Source organism: Glutamicibacter sp. 363, assembly GCF_052379505.1.
Classification (GTDB): Bacteria; Actinomycetota; Actinomycetes; order Actinomycetales; family Micrococcaceae; genus Glutamicibacter.
Genome location: NZ_JBQSYR010000017.1, coordinates 1 through 18,467 on the forward strand (window position 1 = coordinate 1; position 18,467 = coordinate 18,467).

General features: G+C 60.5%; 17 protein-coding genes. 9 read left to right on the forward strand and 8 right to left on the reverse strand.

Annotation, left to right across the window (positions count from 1 at the left end; genetic code table 11):
• Positions 1 to 1,923, reverse strand: a 1,923-nt coding sequence (locus ACT3UA_RS11585) for a choice-of-anchor G family protein (RefSeq protein ID WP_444616568.1), incomplete at its 3' end; no start/stop codon positions are given.
• Positions 1,924 to 2,457: 534 nt separating this feature from the next.
• On the opposite strand from ACT3UA_RS11585, the gene ACT3UA_RS11590 reads away from it, so the two are divergent.
• Complete coding sequence (locus ACT3UA_RS11590; RefSeq protein ID WP_444616570.1) at positions 2,458 to 3,102, forward strand: response regulator transcription factor; 645 nt, start codon at positions 2,458 to 2,460, stop codon at positions 3,100 to 3,102.
• Here ACT3UA_RS11590 and ACT3UA_RS11595 read toward each other — a convergent pair.
• From ACT3UA_RS11595 to ACT3UA_RS11605, 3 genes are all read right to left on the reverse strand, one after another.
• On the reverse strand, positions 3,099 to 3,710 hold the full coding sequence (locus ACT3UA_RS11595) for an SH3 domain-containing protein (protein WP_096286779.1): 612 nt from the start codon (positions 3,708 to 3,710) through the stop codon (positions 3,099 to 3,101). The genes ACT3UA_RS11590 and ACT3UA_RS11595 overlap by 4 nt on opposite strands.
• Positions 3,711 to 3,914: 204 nt before the next feature.
• Positions 3,915 to 4,418 (reverse strand): ferritin, encoded by a 504-nt coding sequence (locus tag ACT3UA_RS11600; RefSeq protein WP_096286777.1) that lies wholly within the window; start codon positions 4,416 to 4,418, stop codon positions 3,915 to 3,917.
• Between the two features lie 147 nt (positions 4,419 to 4,565).
• Complete coding sequence (locus ACT3UA_RS11605) at positions 4,566 to 6,938, reverse strand: Tex family protein (protein ID WP_444616573.1); 2,373 nt, start codon at positions 6,936 to 6,938, stop codon at positions 4,566 to 4,568.
• 93 nt (positions 6,939 to 7,031) lie between these two features.
• Here ACT3UA_RS11605 and ACT3UA_RS11610 point away from each other — a divergent pair, with 93 nt between their 5' ends.
• Positions 7,032 to 7,388 (forward strand): hypothetical protein, encoded by a 357-nt coding sequence (locus tag ACT3UA_RS11610; protein ID WP_096286773.1) that lies wholly within the window; start codon positions 7,032 to 7,034, stop codon positions 7,386 to 7,388.
• Positions 7,389 to 7,415: 27 nt separating this feature from the next.
• Positions 7,416 to 7,811, forward strand: coding sequence for an RNA-binding S4 domain-containing protein (locus tag ACT3UA_RS11615; protein WP_096286771.1), 396 nt, complete (start codon positions 7,416 to 7,418; stop codon positions 7,809 to 7,811).
• Here the strand turns inward: ACT3UA_RS11615 and ACT3UA_RS11620 are convergent.
• Positions 7,808 to 9,760, reverse strand: a complete 1,953-nt coding sequence (locus tag ACT3UA_RS11620) for a S9 family peptidase (RefSeq protein WP_096286769.1) — start codon at positions 9,758 to 9,760, stop codon at positions 7,808 to 7,810. The genes ACT3UA_RS11615 and ACT3UA_RS11620 overlap by 4 nt on opposite strands.
• A 75-nt stretch (positions 9,761 to 9,835) precedes the next feature.
• Between ACT3UA_RS11620 and ACT3UA_RS11625 the strand changes: the two genes are divergently transcribed.
• Together ACT3UA_RS11625 and ACT3UA_RS11630 are read left to right on the forward strand one after the other, a co-directional pair.
• Positions 9,836 to 10,393 carry a DUF1697 domain-containing protein gene (locus ACT3UA_RS11625; RefSeq protein WP_096286767.1) on the forward strand — a complete coding sequence of 186 codons (558 nt, stop codon included), beginning with the start codon at positions 9,836 to 9,838 and terminating at the stop codon, positions 10,391 to 10,393.
• A 45-nt stretch (positions 10,394 to 10,438) separates the two neighbouring features.
• Positions 10,439 to 11,095, forward strand: a complete 657-nt coding sequence (locus ACT3UA_RS11630; RefSeq protein WP_096286765.1) for a trimeric intracellular cation channel family protein — start codon at positions 10,439 to 10,441, stop codon at positions 11,093 to 11,095.
• Between the two features lie 6 nt (positions 11,096 to 11,101).
• On the opposite strand, the gene ACT3UA_RS11635 is transcribed toward ACT3UA_RS11630, so the two are convergent.
• Positions 11,102 to 12,355, reverse strand: coding sequence for an MFS transporter (locus ACT3UA_RS11635; protein WP_096286762.1), 1,254 nt, complete (start codon positions 12,353 to 12,355; stop codon positions 11,102 to 11,104).
• A 19-nt stretch (positions 12,356 to 12,374) separates the two neighbouring features.
• Positions 12,375 to 12,929 (reverse strand): TetR/AcrR family transcriptional regulator, encoded by a 555-nt coding sequence (locus ACT3UA_RS11640; protein WP_096286760.1) that lies wholly within the window; start codon positions 12,927 to 12,929, stop codon positions 12,375 to 12,377.
• Positions 12,930 to 13,066: 137 nt separating this feature from the next.
• Here ACT3UA_RS11640 and ACT3UA_RS11645 point away from each other — a divergent pair, with 137 nt between their 5' ends.
• The 3 genes from ACT3UA_RS11645 to ACT3UA_RS11655 all read left to right on the forward strand — a co-directional run bounded on the left by ACT3UA_RS11645 (position 13,067) and on the right by ACT3UA_RS11655 (position 16,199).
• Positions 13,067 to 14,584, forward strand: a complete 1,518-nt coding sequence (locus ACT3UA_RS11645) for an MFS transporter (protein ID WP_096286758.1) — start codon at positions 13,067 to 13,069, stop codon at positions 14,582 to 14,584.
• A 288-nt stretch (positions 14,585 to 14,872) separates the two neighbouring features.
• Positions 14,873 to 15,076 carry a cold-shock protein gene (locus ACT3UA_RS11650; RefSeq protein ID WP_096286756.1) on the forward strand — a complete coding sequence of 68 codons (204 nt, stop codon included), beginning with the start codon at positions 14,873 to 14,875 and terminating at the stop codon, positions 15,074 to 15,076.
• A 130-nt stretch (positions 15,077 to 15,206) separates the two neighbouring features.
• Positions 15,207 to 16,199, forward strand: coding sequence for an LLM class flavin-dependent oxidoreductase (locus ACT3UA_RS11655; RefSeq protein WP_096286754.1), 993 nt, complete (start codon positions 15,207 to 15,209; stop codon positions 16,197 to 16,199).
• Between the two features lie 185 nt (positions 16,200 to 16,384).
• On the opposite strand, the gene ACT3UA_RS11660 is transcribed toward ACT3UA_RS11655, so the two are convergent.
• Positions 16,385 to 17,635 (reverse strand): MFS transporter, encoded by a 1,251-nt coding sequence (locus tag ACT3UA_RS11660; protein WP_096286752.1) that lies wholly within the window; start codon positions 17,633 to 17,635, stop codon positions 16,385 to 16,387.
• A 241-nt stretch (positions 17,636 to 17,876) separates the two neighbouring features.
• On the opposite strand from ACT3UA_RS11660, the gene ACT3UA_RS11665 reads away from it, so the two are divergent.
• Entirely contained in the window at positions 17,877 to 18,353 is a 477-nt protein-coding gene (locus ACT3UA_RS11665) for an Lrp/AsnC family transcriptional regulator (RefSeq protein ID WP_096286750.1), read from the forward strand.
• The last annotated feature ends 114 nt before the right edge of the window (positions 18,354 to 18,467 follow it).

Genomic DNA, 18,467 nt, shown 5'->3' on the forward strand with positions numbered 1-18,467 from the left:
CTCGGTATTATCCGCAGTGTTCACATCGGTGTTGGCTCCAACAACGCTGAAGTTCACTGCGTCATTTGATCCGTTTTCGTCAGTTGCAGTGGCTGTATAGTCGTCAATTGGCAAGTCAGGGAATGTAACAGTCCAGGTACCATCTTCAGCATCAACAGTAGTCACCTGATCGGCCTGTCCCGGAATTGAGACAGTTACTCCTGTACCTGGCTCACCGGTACCAGTCACATTAACGGGACCGACAGGAACTTCCTCACCATCAACCGGAGTCTGGATAACGACTGGAGCGATCTCTACTGCTTCGGCTGCCGACTGCACGGATGACGACGCTAGAGAAAGATTAGCTAGACCACCTTGAGCAGCACCTGGCAATACGGTCACAGCCAGAGCACGGACGGTGAAGCTATCTGGGCCCAAGTCACCGTCTGTGAGCAACGGCGCCTCAGTTGGCTGCTCGTTGACCGTGATGGTTACGACGCGATCAAGCACTTGTCGCAAAATTGGCTCAAGTTGACCGGCAACTAGACCTACAGCTGGGTCTACAACCTCGCCAAGACCATTGCCGACGTTGTCGAGCACTCCCTGCACCAATGGGCCAGTAGTAGTGGTAATACCATCTGCAACAGCGGCAGTAATTGGGTTTAGCAGGTCACCAACATCGATAATCCCAAGCAAATCAAGTTGCGTCTCAGCCTCTGGTGCTGGCGTTTGCGTTCCAGCAAATTGGGCCAAGGTACCTTCGATCAGTACGCCACCGGTCGCAGTGAGAGGGAACACTCCTGCTGTAATGTTCAGTTCGACCTTCACGTTCAAGTCATTCAAGACTGACTCGACGATGGAAGTCGCCTTGGTAGTGATCCCAGACAACGATTCGGTAATGCCATTGGCTATAGCATTTAAGACATCTTCACCAATGAGCGGAGTGTTCGGATCGAAGTTATTCAGATCCTGGCCGTTTTCTTCAATCAGCTTAGCCAGGTCAACGTGAACCTCACCTGTTCCAATATCAACTGAAATCGAGCCACTATCGTTAGCAATTGGCGTCGCGATCAGTTGATCAACGACCGTCTGGCCCACGGTATCCAGACCGTCAATCGTCACTTGCGCGCTGTTGACGTTAACAAGTGGAATAGCCTCCGCAGCAATTTCCACGTCGTTCAGCAGCGAGTCCAGAGCACCGCCCGTGGAAATTAGCCCGCTCACCGGGTTTACCGCAGTCTGGAACACTTCACCCAAATTTGTGCCCAAAGTAGCCACAAGCGGGCTGCTCAATTCCAGCTCTGCGCCAGCAATTACGTAATTATCATTGGTGACTACATCATTAGTACTGTCAACTTCCGATGCCAACGCACCAAGCTCGATACGAGCTTCATCCAATATCTGATCCGTTAGACCTTCAATGCCGGCCTGATCGAACAGAGATGCAAGGTCGATGTATGCAGGGTCATCCCCTACGCCGCTATTGGGGGAAGTTGCAATCGCTCCACCATCGGTAACGGCACCGGAAGATGCGCGAGCATGAGTCTCTGTATCAGCAAGGCTGTAACTGTTTAGCGCGCCCAGCTCCCCGAGATCAATGAGACCTTCTCCAGCGGCATTCTTCAAGAGTGGAAGTTGGATGCCTGAACCTAGATCAATCGTCTCATCGGAAAGTAGTCCGACATCCAGCTGCCCCTTATCGGCTCCTGGAGCACCGTCATCCGGGAAACTCTGCTGAGTAAAGCCGGAACCCACGAGGTCTAAGGTCGACAAATCAAGGTCAATAATATGAGCTTGAGCTTGCGAAGGATCGTCAGCGCTGAATGCACTAGCCGGTGCTGCGCAAAAGACTGCCGAAGCAGCAAATACAGCCGTTGTTGTTCCAAACGCTAGGCCTGTAGTGGCCCTACGCCGAAAACGCGGCATCTTGTTGGTATCTTTCAAAACTCGTGTCCTCCCACAAAGTCTTTCACTGACGCCCGATTTGCAGCGAGCCCAATTTGTCCTCAAGTTGCGATGCCCCTTTACTCCTGTCGGAGCAGAAGCCAAGTCGTTCAATCGGAATTCTTCGAGTGCACTCCTGCAAAAGTGACCCAACTTTGACCCTATGCCGAGCAAACCCCAATTCTCAGGTTTCTTTCAGCCAATTCTTTGCTAATTCAGGTTATTAATCTTGGCCACTTGGCTAAAAAATCTAGCTAATAGGGGTTACTGGGAAGTAGTTTGTATATGCACTTCAACTGAAATTCATCAAATGCAGGTATTGACGCCACTTGAGTAAAAACTAATTCGGAAAACCGTGTCTGATTTGAGACTTAACAGCCGACTGTCGGAGTGTTTTTTTAGCCACATGGCTATAGGATTACACTACAAGCAATGGATGAACTCATGTGGGGACATGAAGGGGCGATCTGTTGCACCTCAACCTGAGTATTTTCTGAATAAGGATGATGCCCCTTGCCCCCTATTCGAGTCCATTTGGCCGATAGCGATCATTTTTCGCGCGCAGGGATTTCCGCTGTTTTAGCATCGGCCAATGACATTACGATCGAGAAAATCTCGGACTCGATGCATGAAGCAGTGCAAAATGCCGTGAGCTTTACCCCGCACATCGTGATTCTTGAGTACTCACTTAGCGGCACCGATATCCATCTCGCCATCCAGGATATTACGTCCCAAGCACCATCGACGAAGGTCGTGCTGCTCGCCAATTCATACGGGCGCGCGGAACTCGCGAAGGCCTACGAGTCGGGTAGTTCCGGACTGATTTCGAAGAATTCGATTAGCGCCGAGCTGCCCAGCGCGCTTCGCATGGTCGCCGCCGGCTATCAACTATTTGCCCAGCCCTCCGAAGGTTGGGAGAAGCCGCTGCGATTCGCCAGGCGATCCCAGAATCAAGCAATCATTGACAAAATGAGTGATCGCGACAGGCAACTCGTGCGTGGTGTCGCGTCAGGTATGACGAACATCCAGATTTCGCGATCAACGCACATCAGCGAAGGGTCGGTGAAATTGCATTTGGCCCGGATCATGGACGGGTTCGGCGTTTCGAACCGAGTTCAGCTGGCAGTCATCGCAGCAGAGACAGGGCTCATTACCTCAGCGGATCTGCTGACCGCTTAGTAGACGGTCCGCAGTTGGCTGGCTGGAATCCACATTTCTTCACCGTCGCGGTCGATCTGCCGCCAGGCACCCTGGCGGGCCACGATCACCACGGCGGTGTCGGCCTGCAAAATGCGCGCCAAAGAGTGGTGGTCTCCAGGTCCGCGTCGGGCATTGAGTTGAATGGTCGTCAGAGCCCGTTGGTTGGGAACCGCGATGAGCCCGCCCTTGGCCGGACGCGACGGCAAGGTCTGCAGATACATGCTCGGGACCCAGCCCAGCAGTTGGCCAAACTGGATTTGCGACCACAGTCCCTGTTGCAGCACCATCCGCACCTTGCTCGCCTGCTCGACGACTTTGAGTACCGGATATCCCGTGCCGCTGCCCTGGCGCAGATTGAGAGTCGCGGTGGTGAGATGAGTTGCCTCGATCAGCGAATAGCGCGAAAGCACCCGCGAACCGCTAGCTACTTCAGGATTGCCTTCAACGTTTTCTTCAAAGGCCGCCGGAATCGGTTCAAGATAGATATTCGGCAGCCACCCATAGATTCGGTGAACGTAAACGTGCGCCCAGGAGCCGCGCACTTCAACGAGCGCAAGTTCCGTTCCCGAGCTCAGATTGCTCTGCACAAGGTAGTGTCGCCCGGCACCCTTACGTAGTTTCAGCTCTGCCGTCGTGCGGTGCGTATGCGTCGGTGACGACGTCCGAGCCGAAGGATGCGGATAACCCAATTGGTTCACAACCACCTCGATATAGAAAAACTTAGAGAACCAGCAATTAGCTGATTCCCTAAGTTTATTTCATGTTTGAAGAGTTTTTATCTTCCTGAAGTTTTATTCGCCTGCCGACGTACGTGCCCCGAGCTCGCGGTCCAGTCGCAGAATGCCGCTGCCGTCGTCTCCGACGAGCTTGAGCCGGTCCAGAATCTCGGAAACGGTGGCCTCTTCTTCGACCTGTTCCTCGATGAACCAGTTCAGCATCGGGATCGAATCGATGTCGCCCTCGGTCTGTGCCAGTCGGTAGAGTTCCCGGATTGCTTCGGAAACCTTGCGCTCGTGGGACAGGGAAACGGTGAAAGCGTCGACAACGGTCTTGACGTTCATCACCGGTGCCGGCTGTTCGCCGATCTTAGGGCGGGCATCACGGTCGGTCATGTGAGTCATGAACTTCTCCGCATGCACTACTTCTTCGGCCGCCTGCGCACGGAACCAACCGGCAATGCCGGAAAGGCTCATAACGTCCATTTCCACTGCCAGCTGACGGTAAACGGTCGCAGCTGTCAATTCGAGAGTTAACTGAGTGTTGAAGGCCTCTGCCAATTTTCCTGTAAGTTCCATGTCTACAGACTACGACTCATTTTCCTGCTTGTCACCGAAGTTCGGACACACTTATCACGAGGGTAATTAGCGCACACTTTAGCGTTGACCAGTAGTTAATTGAGCCGATGCTAACAAAGGCAAGGGCAACAACCACCTGGGTCCTACCTATTTCCCCAGCCCAGCGCGGCGCAGAGCTTCGGCCATGGCCGTATTGGCGTTGGCTGCCGGTGCGGCCTTGCGATTCCCCTCCTGGCCACGCTCGCCCCGCTTGCTTGGCCCGCCGTTGGACCGGAGCCCACCCTGACCGCGCGGTTTTGTCTGTTCTGGCGTCGTTTTCTCGCCCGGCAGCTCGTCGTCCAAACGCAAGGTGAGCGAAATGCGCTTGCGCGTCGCATCGACTTCGAGGACCTTCACCTTGACGATCTGTCCCGAGCTGACTACTTCGCGCGGATCGGAGATGAACTTGTTGCTCATCGCCGAGACATGGATCAGTCCGTCTTGGTGCACGCCCAAATCTACGAACGCGCCGAAGGCTGCCACGTTGGACACGGTGCCCTCCATGATCATCCCCGGCTTGACGTCGGAAAGTGTTTCCACGCCTTCACGCAATGCGGCCGTAACGAATTCGCCGCGGGGGTCACGCGCCGGACGGCGAAGTTCTGCAATGACATCCCGTATCGTCGGCTCGCCGAACTGCTCGGTGGTGAAGTCGGCGGGGTTCAGCTCTTCTAAACGCCGTCCCTGGCTTTCGGCAGCCTGCTGCAGCTTATTGGCCAGCGCGTACGCTTCGGGATGTACCGAGGAGGCATCCAGGCGTTCCTTGCCACCGGTGATACGCAAGAAGCCGGCGCACTGCTCGAAGGCCTTGGCGCCCAAGCGCGGCACCTTCAGCAGCTCCTTGCGCGTGGCAAAAGCCCCGTTGGCGTTGCGGTGATCGACGATATTCCTGCTGAGCAGGGGGCCTACACCCGCCACGCGGGAAAGCAGCGCCGGGGACGCGGTATTTACGTCCACGCCGACCGCATTCACGCAGTCCTCAACGACAGCGTCCAAGGCACGGTCCAGTTTCGTGGCCCCGACATCGTGCTGGTACTGGCCCACACCAATGGATTTCGGATCGATCTTGACCAGCTCGGCCAAGGGATCCTGCAGGCGCCGGGCAATGGACACCGCGCCGCGGATCGACACGTCCAGGTCAGGTAGTTCCTGGCTGGCAAGTTCGGAGGCAGAGTAGACGGACGCTCCGGCCTCGGACACGATGACCTTGGACAGGTCCTTGCCGCCCAGTGCCTTGATGACCTCTGCGGCCAGGCGATCGGTTTCGCGTCCCGCGGTGCCGTTGCCCACGGCAATCAGCGAGGTGCCGTGCTTCTGCGCCAATCTGGTCAGCGTCTTCACCGACTCGTCCCACCGATTAGCCGGGGCATGCGGGTAGATGGTGGCTATATCTACGACCTTGCCGGTGAGATCGACTACCGCGACCTTCACCCCGGTGCGCAGACCCGGGTCGAGGCCGAGCACTGCCTTGCTGCCCGCCGGCGCAGCCAGCAGCACATCGCGCAGGTTGGCCGCGAAAATCTTCACCGATTCATCCTCGGCCGCTTCGAAGAGGCGAGCGCGCAGATCGGATTCAAATCGCGTGAGCAGCCGGGCCTTCCATGCCAGACGAACGGTCTGCGCCAGCCAGCTAGCGGCCGGTGCATCGGGGCTGGTGGAAATTCCGAGGGAGGAAGCGATGGCGTTTTCGTAACCGGTGCGCGCCGCGGCGAGCGCTTGCTCATCGCGCGGATCCGCCTCGGCGAACTGCAGTTTCAGCGCTCCGTCGCGTTCGCCGCGCAGCAAGGCCAGCACTCGGTGCGAAGGCAGCGAATCCAGGGTCGCCACATAGTCGAGGTAGTCCTTGTATTTACCTTGCGCCTCAACAGTAGCGGCGGCCGCGGCGCTGGCCCCGATCTTGCCCGACTTCCACAGCCGCTCGCGAAGCTCGGAAGCCAAGGCGACATCCTGGGAAACCCGCTCGGTCACGATCGAACGGGCACCGGAAAGCACATCCAGCTCGGTGCCGAAGCCGGCTTCGACGTTGAGGTAAGCGGCCGCGGCCACCTGCGGATCGGTGCTCGGATCGCCAAGCAGCAAATCCGCCAACGGTTCCAGCCCAGCTTCACGAGCTATCTGCGCCTTGGTCCGCCGCTTGGACTTGAACGGAAGGTAGATGTCTTCCAACTCGGCCTTGGTGGCAGCCGCCGAAATCGCGGCGTCAAGCTGATCGGTTAGTTTTCCGGCTTCGCTGATGGCTTCGCGTACCGTGACGCGGCGTTCTTCGAGTTCTCGCAAGTACCGCAGGCGTTCTTCGAGCAAACGCAGCTGCGTGTCCGAGAGCATCCCGGTGACTTCTTTTCGGTACCTGGCGATAAAGGGAACCGTTGACCCCGAGTCCAAAAGTTCCACGGCCGCTTTGACCTGCCAGACCGCGACTTTGGAGTTTCCAGATAGTTCGGCTGCCAGCTGTTCAATGATCTTCTGCTCTGTGCTACTCACCGAACCATTGTGCCCCAAAGAGCTTAATCTTCAGATGATCAACTCGGTTCACACCCAGCAGATCCTAAAACTTGGACGCTAGACTTGCTAGCTATGGGGAATGTAGCAATTCGAAAGTCAGCCGCGATACTCGCAGTATCGTCGCTCATCATGGTGACCGCTGGTTGTTCCGTGCTGGAAGACACCGCCACGTCGGCTGCCACGCAGCTCACCGACGCTGCCGCCACGGAGATGGTCCGCCAGGCCTGTGCGCCGGTCCAGGATGGCAGCATAGATGCCGGAGAGCTGCGTGTGCTCAGTTCCATCATCGGTTCGGTTGAAGGCGGCGGTTTGCCGCAGCCAATAGTCGATGTGCTCAAGGAACTGGCAAGTTCGGGAGACCAGGCGCCGCAAGCACTGCAAGATCGCCTGGTGCAGGCCTGCGATGATGCCAACGCAAACAACAACTAATCCCACGGTGATCTAGACTTTTGACCTATGGTCGAAATTCCCACCGGCGGTAAGGTCCGTCTTGACGCCTGGCTCTGGGCGGTGCGCATGTATAAGACTCGCTCGGCGGCAACCACCGCCTGCCGCGCCGGTCATGTTCGGCTCAATGGGGATCCGGTCAAGGCATCGCAGATCGTCGTTCCCGGGGACCGCATCCGGGTCCGTAAGGACGGCTGGGACCGGGACCTTGAGGTCACCGGGCTCATTTCTAAGCGCGTCGGCGCGCCGGTAGCCGTCAAATGCTATCTGGACCACACCCCGCCCCGCGAGAAGGTCGTCATCCCGCAGGTCCCGATCCGCGACCGGGGTACCGGGCGCCCCACCAAGAAGGACCGCCGCGAAATTGATCGCTTGCGCACCTCCTGGCAGGGACCCGAAGACTAAGTCAGCTCGATCGCTGGCACGTCCACCGCGAAGTCGAAGATCTGTGCATAGAACGACAGCGAGCTTTCTAGCGCCTTGATGATATTTACCGACTTGCGGAAGCCATGCTGTTCTCCGGCAAACAGGATGTAGGCGTGCGGAATCCCCCGCTTGGCCAACGCGTCGGCCACCACCTGTGATTGAGCCGGCGGGACCACCTTGTCCTCATCGCCCTGGAGGAGCAGCACCGGGCAGGAAATCTTCTCCACATGGTTGATAGGCGCACGCTTTTCGTACAGCTCTGCCGCTTCCGGGTAGGGACCGACCAAGGAGAACATGTACTGGGATTCGAAGTCGTGGGTATCCTGCACCAAACCCACCAGGTCCGAGACGCCGTACCGGCTGATGCCGGCGGTGAAGACCTCGGAGAAGGTCAGCGCGCACAGCACCGTCCAGCCGCCGGCGCTGCCGCCTTCGATGCCGATCCTTGCCGGATCGGCAAGTCCCCGGGCGATGAGCGCCTTGATCACCGCCACGGTGTCCGCCACGTCGACTACACCCCACGCGCCACGGAGCCGGTTTCGATAGTCCCGGCCATAACCGGTGGAGCCACCATAGTTCACGTCCACCACACCGATGCCCCGCGAGGTGTAGTAGGCGACGGTGGCGCTCAGCGTTGCGACCGCTTGGCTGGTTGGCCCGCCGTGCACGAAGGTGACATACGGGGGCAGTTCCCCTTCTGCTCCCGCAAAGCCTTCTTGGCGGGGCTTGTAGAGCAACGCGTGGACCGCCTGGCCGGCCGCGTTGGCGCATTCGAATTCTTCGACTTCCGGAAGCATGGCGGGCTCTGGCAGCTCGGCGATCGACCGGGTCACCGACCGGTGCTCCAGGGTCTCCACGTTGATCAAGGAGATCTCTTCGCCTTGGGTCAGCGAAGAGGTGCCGGCCAGCAGCCACCCATCCTGCAACGCGAGCGGACGCACCCGGGTGAAGGGCAAGGCGAGGTCTTCCAGTCCCCCGGTAATCGTATGCACCCGTGCCAGCTTGGTCGTGCCCGTTCCGTAGGAACACAACAGCGTCTGCTGATTTTCGTTCAGATACCATCCGGTGCCTACCTGCCACAGCGGACCAGCGAACTCTGCGGCACGGTCAACCAAACGCACGGTGCGCCCGGAACTGAGCTGGTAGGTGTAGGGATTCCACCATCCCGAGGCATCCGAGATGAAGGTCAGCCGGTCATCGTCGGTCCATTCGGGCTGCATGACCGAGACCTCCGGTCCTCCGGCGATCACCGAGCCCCGCAAGGTTCCCTGCTCGGTGTATTCGGCGAGGTGGAGTTCGGTCGCATCCCAGGGCATATCCGGGTGTTCCCAGCTGATCCAGGTCAGATGCGTGGCATCCGGGCTCAGCCGCGGCCCGGCGACAAACCGCGCCGGGGTGCTGAGCAGTCGAATGGCCGCCAGATCTTCGCTGGCGCTGCCGTCCAGCGGGATTTCCACGATATGGCGCACCGGTTCGGCCCGCAGGTCTTCCATAATTGCCAGCACCTGGCCCGCCGGCCCCGGAACGAATTCTGCGAAGCGCAGTGCCTGATCGCCGTCGATCATGCTTGGCGGGGTCAGCGCCACCGGCTCTTCATTGGCCAGCACTTTCAGGTAGACGCGCTGGTCTTCGAAGTTTGCAAAGACCACCGCGGGGACCGCCCCTTCGAGCAGCAGCCAGCTGGCACCCCCGTACTCATGCACCCGCGAGCGCACGTTATACGGTGCCGCGATCAGCTGACGCCCCGCCGCGGCAGCGCTGCGCCCATACTCGACAAGGGTCACCCGTCCGCCCTCGGCGGGCAGGCCTTCCTGCACGATCAGCTTGTCTCCGAAGAAGCAGGCGCCGCCGAGCGGTTTAGTGCCAGCCGCTACTTGCGCAGCTGAGATGGTCGAGGGCCAGGAACCAAAGGGCATGTGCTGAAGCATGTGTTCGATCCTAGTCATATTTCGGGCCAGGAACGACCCTCGACAAGCGCTAACTCGGTGCGCTTGGATGGAGCCATGGCAAAGTTCGTATTGTTCTTGCGCGGGGTTAACGTCGGCGGCGTCAAAGTTTTGATGAAAGATCTCGCGACACTGCTCGGCGAGGCCGGCTACGGCCCGGTTAAAACCGTGCTCGCCAGCGGCAATGCAATCCTCGACGCGCCGCACGGCGCGGCGCCCGAGCTGCGTGCGCACTGCGAGCAATTGCTGGCCGACTACTACGGCCGCCCCATTCCGGCGCTGGCTTTCAGCGCCGCCGAAGTCCATGAACTCGCCGCCGACTTCCCGGTGCCGGTGCCCGCGGCAGCTGCCGAGTTCCACCGCTACCTGACCCTGTGCGCCAGTGAGCGCGATGCCCAGGAACTATATGCCGCGGCGGCCCAACTCGCCGATGCTACGGTGGTGGCGGTGCGCGCCAGGAGCTTGTGCTGGATCAGCCCAAAGGGCCAAAGCCTTGAAACCCCGGTTTCGAAGCTTGTCACCGCGCAGGCGCGCCAGCGGATTATCACCACGCGCAACCTGAATACCTTAGTAAAACTTTCCACGATTATTCGCGCGCAGGAACTCGGAGAATAATAAGCTCTGCATCTGCTTCCACTCCAACTCGCTGAGGGCCACTACATGCTCATTGTCATCGAACTCGTTGGCATTTTCTTTTTCGCCGTCGCCGGCTCGTTGATGGCCGCGCGCCGCGGTTTTGACATGCTCGGTTCGGTATTCCTCGGCGGCGTCACCGGCCTGGGCGGCGGCGTGGTGCGCGACCTGATCCTGAACGAGTCCCCGGCCACCTTCGGGCATCCCATTTATTTCCTGCCGCCGGTGCTGGCCGCGTTGCTCGTTTATGGCTTTACTCCCGCCATCCAAAAACTTCACCGCCTGGTGCTGGTCTTCGATGCCGCGGGACTGGGCTTGTTCTGCATGACCGGCACACTCAAGGCCCTGCAGCACGATTTTAATCCGGTCACCGCGGTGCTGCTAGGGATGATTACCGGGGTGGGCGGCGGGCTGATGCGTGATGTCATTTCCAATGTCACCCCTGATTTGTTCAACCCGCGGGACATCTATGCGATCCCGGCGATGATCGGCGGCATCCTCACCGCGGTGTGCTGGAGCTTTGAGCTCTTCAACCCCATGGTCGGCGTGGGCATCGCGGCGCTGACCTTTGCCACGCGGCTGGCCTCGCTGAAGTTCGGCTGGCGCATCCCGCTGGCGGCCGGACACTGGCACCGGCCTACCCCGGGATCCCCACCGGAGAACGGACCGCAACGGCATTTCTAGTTCCGCCTAGTCCACGCGTTCGAGCTTGCCCTCGTTTTCGGCACCCGGCGCGCTGTCCTCGATGGTGCGCGATGGATTGATGATCACCGCTCCGAGCAGCATCACCACGATGCACACCCCGAGCATCGAGAAGGCCACGCCCCAGGATCCGCTGGCCTGCTGCACGACGCCAAAGAGCATCGGAACGATGGCGGCGCCGGCATAGCCCAGGCCCTGGGCAAAGCCCGAAAGCACGCCCGAACCGTAGGTGGTGCGCGAGCGCAGGTTCATCATCAACAGCGCAATGGCGAATGTGCCCTGGCCCAGGCCCGCCATCGACACCCAGAACCAGGTTCCCTGGGTCGGGGAAAGATAGATTCCGAGGTGGCCGGTAATCCAGCAGGCGGTGAACACGCCCACCGCGATGATCGGGTTCTTCAAGCGCGGAACCCACAGCGGGACCAACAGTGCCACCGGCAATCCGAGGATCGCGAAGAGCGCGAGCATATTTCCGCTGGCCGCCTCGTCCAGGCCCTGGGCGTACAGGTACGGCGGCAGCCAGGTGAAGTACACATAGGTCTGCGCTGAGTTGCCGGCAAGGAAGATGGCCAGCCCCCAGGCGACCTTGGACTTCCACGGGTTGATCCGCGCGATCTCGTGTCCCCCGGCCGCCGGCAATGCCGCCTCCGGGCGCTCCACGCGGCGGTCCGCAAACAGCTGCATCATCCAGGGGATCAGCACGATCCCGGACAACAGGGCCCACGAGCCGATCGAGGTCTGCCAGCTGCCGACATTGGCGAAGGGAACCGAGAATTGCGGCGCCAGCCAGGTGCCGATGGCGATCATCGTGACGTATCCGCTGGTGACAACGCCGATGCGGTCCGGGAAGTATTTTTTCACCAACGGCGGCAGCACCACGTTGCCCATGCCGTAACCGGCCAGGGTGACAATGGACAAGGCCAGGAAGGGATAGACATTGGGCATCAATGGCCGTGCCAGCTGTCCGGCCACGGCCAGCGCGACCGCGATGACCAGCGTACGCTCCAGGCCCCAGAGCCGAATCAGCCGCGGGGTCAACAGCCCGAAGACGGCGAATGAGATCGGTGCCAGCATGGCCAGCAGCCCGGTGGTGAATTCGGTGAACTCGATATCTTCTTGGATGCGGGCCAGCAGCGGCGGCACGGACACTACCGCCGCGCGCAGCGACAGGGCCATCAGCAAGATGCCAAGCAGCGCCCCGATACGGCCTTTGAGCCGGTTCCTTGTGCCGTCTTCGGCCATGTGACACATCCCTGCAGAATTATTCGTTGAGTTCTTTCAACTTTTTGAGTTGCGGGACCAATTCTAGTAATTCTTTGAGCCGACCCTCAAAATTGCTTTGATACCAGGAGCCGGGCATGGCCAGATGCGCATAGAGCCCCTCGCCAATCAGGATGACCAGATGCGCGATCGCCGGGTCCCCCACTTCGTCGAGGATTAGCTGCAGCCACCGGGCGTGCACGTCCTCGAGCATCGCCGCGGCGCTGCCGACTCCGGCCTGCGCCAGGCGCTGCACCGCGACCAGATGGCGGTCCAATTCGGTGTCGACTTCCGCCGAGGTCTGCACGTAATAAACCGAGGCGCCCTCTGCGGCCTCGTGCATCCGATCGAGATCCAGTTGGACGTGCTCCTCGGTGGACTCGATCACCCCGGCGGCGAGCGCTTCCTTCGAGGCAAAGTGGTAAAGCAGTCCGCCTTTTGAAACTCCTGCTCGTGTCGCGGCGGCTTCGAGGGTTGCCGCGCGTTCCCCTTCTTCGCAGAGCAGCGAGATATAAGCATCCAGTACCTTCGTGCGTGCCGCAGGTGGACGGGCCATGAATCTCCTTAGGATTTTAGACGGTGACGGATTTAACCTTACATTCGATGGTAACTATACCAACCGGACGGTATAGTTACTCTTGAGGGTGAAACCACACCCCAATTTCCTACGCACTAATTTCAAAGGCCAATCCCATGAGCTCACAGATTACCGAACGCGCCTCCACGCTGAGTCGTTCGCGCCGCTGGGCCGCTCTGACCGTACTGCTTTTCCCGGTACTACTCGTCTCCGTGGACAATACGGTGCTGTCATTCGCGGTTCCCGCCATCTCGGGTGCGCTATCGCCTAGCGGTACGCAACTGTTATGGATCATCGACATCTACCCACTGATCCTCGCGGGACTGCTGGTCCCCATGGGCTTCCTGGGTGACCGGATTGGCCGACGCAAGGTGCTGCTGATCGGTGCCACGGGATTCGCGCTGATCTCCGCGTTGGCGGCCTTCGCCACCGACGCTTTCCAGCTGGTGCTCGCCCGCGCCCTGCTCGGTATTTTCGGCGCCATGCTGATGCCGGCCACGCTCTCCTTGATCCGCAATATCTTCCCCGACGCCAAAGAACGCCGGACCGCGGTAGCCATCTGGGCCAGCGCATTCTCCGGCGGAGCGGTCCTCGGCCCCATCATCGGCGGGCTCCTTCTGGAGCACTTCTGGTGGGGTTCGGTCTTCCTGCTGGCAGTTCCGATGCTGCTGCCGCTGCTCATCGGCGGCCTGCTGCTGTTGCCCGAATCCAAGGACCCGAATCCCGGGCGAGTCGATCCGCTGTCCATCGTCCTGGTCATCTTCACCTTGCTGCCCTTCGTCTACGCGATCAAGTCCTTCACCTCCGAGCCGCTGTACGTGGTCATTGGCGCCGTAGCGCTCTCCGTTGCCAGCGGGGTGGGCTTCGTACGCCGCCAGCTGGCCGCCGCCAATCCGATGATCGACGTGCGCCTGTTTTCCAATGCCGCGTTCTCCGGAGCGCTGACGGTGAACCTGATCGGCGTCTTCTCGCTGGTGGGCTTCATCTACTTCGTTTCCCAGCATCTGCAGCTCATCGCCGGATACAGCCCGCTCGATGCCGGTCTGCTGATGACCCCGGGCCTGGTCTTGACGATGGTCTTCGGCCTCGTTTCGGTCCCACTGGCCGCGCGCTTCGGCGCACCGGCCATCATGGTCGGCGGCCTGATGCTTTCGGCCGCGGCCTACGCGGTGGTCGTTTTCGCCGGTTCCTCCGGAGATGTCTTCTGGCTCATGGCGGCCTTCTGCGTCCTGGGAATCGGTGTGGGCATGTCCGAGACCCTGTCCAATGACATGGTGCTCACCGCGGTGCCCGCCTCGAAGTCGGGGGCGGCCTCGGCAATCTCGGAAACCGCCTATGAGGTCGGGGCGGTGCTCGGGGTGGCCGTGCTCGGCACAATTTTGAATACCGTCTATGCCGCGCAGCTCAAGGTTCCGGAGGCGCTCGACGCCGCGGCGACCCAAGCGGCCGGGGAGACCCTGAGCGGTGCGCATCAGATTGCGCAGGGGCTGCCCGCCGATCAGGCGCAGGCGCTTTTGGCCTCCGCCGCCCACGCTTTTGACCACGGGGTGCTCATCACTTCGAGCATCGCAGCGGTGCTGGCCCTGGTCGCCGCAATCGTGGTGGCTCGAATCATCAAACCCGCTACTCGGTAAACGATTTGGGACACTTTCCGAAAATCTAGATTAATTAGGTCAAAGTTATTCAAAAGTTGCGAATCTCGACGTAGGCTAGGCAGTGTAGTTCCAAAGTAATTCGCGAAGAACCCTTTAGAAGTTTGTGAATGTCGATCCGCATGGTTGGCGCGAACCCCTTCTAGACGTGAAGTGAATGACTTGGCTGCTTCGTAGGACGAGGGAACTTCGGTTTCAACGTCTCTCGTGGATTACAACCAAGCTCACCAAAAAATCGGTGAGGAACGTCTGAAAGGACCAAATAGTATAATGGCAACCGGTATCGTCAAGTGGTTTAATGCTGAAAAAGGCTTCGGCTTCATCGCTCCAGACAGCGGAGATCCTGACGTCTTTGCTCACTTCTCCGCCATCCAGACCCAGGGCTTCCGTACCCTGGAAGAAGGCCAGAAGGTTGAGTTCGAAGTAGTTGAGGGCCCTAAGGGTCTTCAGGCAGCGGACATCCGCGGACTCTAAAGCGTCTTAGGCGAATAGCCCCTAGACATTAGCGTCAACGGCGTCTTCCCGGAATCATCCGGGAAGACGCCGTTTTCACGTGTAATTGGCTTCACGGAATAGTCCCGCACCTCGGTGGGTTGTACCAAACGTGAAGCTTTCGATTCTGGACCTTGCCCCGGTTGCACCTAATAGCACCATTTCCGACTCATTCAAGTCATCTGTACGCCTCGCTCAGCTTGCTGAGCGCACCGGCTATGAACGTGTTTGGTACGCTGAGCACCACAACATGCCGACCATCGCCTCCAGCGCGACCTCCCTGTTGATCAGCCACGTGGCCCACCACACCGAGCGCATCCGTTTGGGTTCTGGCGGCATTATGCTCCCCAACCACTCGCCGCTGGTGATTGCCGAGCAATTCGGCACCCTGGCCGAGATCTTCGGCGATCGGATCGATCTGGGAATGGGACGCGCCCCGGGCACCGATATGACCACCTTGCGCGCGCTGCGGCGCGACGCCTCCTCCGCCGACTCCTTCCCGCACGATGTGCTGGAACTCCAGGCCTACCTGGCCGGCGAGTCACGCATTCCCGGGGTGCAGGCCATCCCGGGGGCGGGCACCAACGTTCCGCTCTACATTCTGGGCTCCTCGCTCTTCGGCGCGCAGCTAGCCGCGCAGCTCGGCCTTCCCTACTCCTTCGCCTCGCATTTCGCCCCGGCGGCCCTGCAGCAGGCGGTTAAGACCTACCGCGAGCAGTTCAAGCCCTCGGCCCAGCTGGCCGAACCATATGTCATCGCCGGCGTCGGGGTGATTGCCGCCGAAAGCGTGCAGCACGCCCACGAGCTCAAGGTGGCCTCCGAACGCCACCGCGTCGCGTCCTTCTTGGGCCGCAATGCAAAGAAGGAATTCACCGAAGCCGAACTCGACATGGTCATGGATACCCCGCAGGCCGAGCAGATCCTGGACATGATGCGCTTCACCGCCATCGGAACCGGGGATAACGTGGCCGAGTACCTTGCCGATTTCGCCGAAACCGCCCAGGCGGACGAGCTGATCACCGTGCACCACCCATTGCTCGAAGAGGACCGGTTGAATTCGGTCAACCTCACCGCGCAGGCCTGCAAGCTGGTTAGCGCGGGCTGATGCGCACCGGGCCGGCAATCTCGTCGCCGCCCTAGCGCCACAGCGATCCGCCCCGAAAGGAACCGGCCACGCACCATAGCGGTGCGTGGCAGGATTCCGGGGTGGATCGTTTGTGTTTTAACGCCCACGTGGGCAAGCGGACCGAGTGGCCGGGCGGAAAGGCGGAAGCACTCAGCGATTCTGGGCTACGCCCGAGCGGCGCGGTCCTTGGCCAACGAGGCCACGGACCACCCGGTGAGCAGCAGCGCCAGCAGCGCGCAGAGCACGCTGAAGACCAGAATGCTCAGTTCCTGGCCATAGACCCCCACCGCCCAGCCCAAGACGATCACCGGCAGCGCGCTGCCGAGGTAGGTCACCAGGTAGATGGTCGACACGGTCTGGGCGTGCCAGGAAGCCGCCACGGCATTCACCGCGCCGCTGAACGCGGTTCGGAACGCGATCCCCTGCCCCAGGCCGATCAGCGCCAGCGCCAGCATCGCCAACCAGAGCGAGCCGAGCTCGGCGGCCACCACCAGGCCAATGGTGCTGGCGGCCAGCAGCATCAGGCCGAGCGGCAGCAGGCGCTGGCCGCCGCGGATCACCACCTGGGACAGCGCCGAGATTCCCAAGGGAAGTCCCGCAACCAGCCCGATCATCGGCAGCGAGGTCAGCTCGAAAACCTGCGCGAAATAGCCCGGGGCCAAGGACAAGGTGAAACCGAACACGGCAAAGCTCAAGAATCCGACCAGCGCGCCCATCCAGAATTTGGCGCGCGCCTCGCGCGGGATCCCCAGCCGGCGCGGGGCCAGCGCGCGGTGCCGTTGCCCGCGCTCGGCCATGGCTATCGCCGGGCGCGCCTTCAGCGCGACCAGTGGAATGAGCGTCACGAGCAAGAGCACCGCTTGCACGGTGAACACCGTTGCCCGTCCGCCGGGCAGCAAGGCCAGCACGCCGCCGAGCAAGGGACCGAAGGCCACGCCCCCGGAGGAAGCCAGCAGGGTGAAGCGCGAGGCCCATTCGGGTTTATGCGGCAGCAACTCGCGCAGCGCCGCGGCGCTGGCCCCGGTGGCCAGGGCCACCCCGGCCCCCTGCAGGCCGCGGCCGAGGCACAGTTCCCACAGGTTTGAGGCAGCACCGAAGCTCAGCGTGCCCACCAGCGAGATGATGATGGCAAGCACCAGCGCGGCCCGGCGGCCGATGTGATCGGACCAGTGGCCCACGATGGACAGGAAGAACATCAGCGAACAGACGTAGCTGGCGAAGGCGATGGTGGTCCCCATGGCGCCCAGGGAGAGGTCGGCCTGCAGCTGCGGGTAGAGCGGCGTCGCCAAATTCGCGCCCACCAGCAAGGTGAAGCTCACCAGCACGGTGATGCTCAGCCGCGTGGTGATGCCCGGATTCCAGGTCAGCGGCCTGAGTCGAGCCGGCTGCATGCGCAGTTCGCTGATTACCGACATGGGGTCTCCCAAAAGGCGGGTGGTCCAAAGGATGTCGCCAGGTTGTTGCACTCAAAAGTTTTTAGCGGTGGGGTTGCTCGCTACCCCACCGGCTAGTTGAGCGATCTGTAAGAAAATGTCTACTGATCTAGATCGTTCACTCATAAATATCCGCCAAAGAAGGACGCTTCGGCTCTAAAGTTGTTAGAGTTTGAGCAAAATAGTCAAAAACTTGGCCCCCGCGGGTCCTAGGAGTGAGCAAATGGTGCGTTTGGATGACGTGGATCTGAAAATTCTCTTGGCGTTGATCCGCGATCCGCGGATCCAGATCTCGGATCTCGCCGACGAGGTCGGCGTGGCCCGCAACACCGCCCAGTCGCGCCTCCGCCGCCTGCAGCGCGCGGATGTGCTGCGCGAAGGCGGCCGCGACCTCGACCTGGCCAAGCTCGGCTACGACGTGCTGGCCTTTGTCACCTTGGAGGTGCTGCACCGCGACCTCGATACCGTGGTGACCTCGCTGCGGCAGATTCCCAACGTGCTGGAAATCCACGAAACCTCCGGCCGTGGAGATGTCTGGGTGCGGCTGATCGCTACCGATACCCACCAGTTGCAGTCCGGGCTGCGGCAGATCCTGCGGATCAAGGGTGTCACCCGGTCCGAAACCACCTTCGCACTCCACACCCACCTGGCCTACCGGGCCGCTCCGCTGCTGGAGCACTACGCCGAACACAATCACTGAGCAGCGCGAAAATACAAGTCTTTCCTTGTGCGCCTTCCCGGCCTAGGCTGTGATTACGAGAAGTCATGAGGGATAGCCCCGGCTCTCGTCGGGTCCCTCGCATTCTGTGGAGGA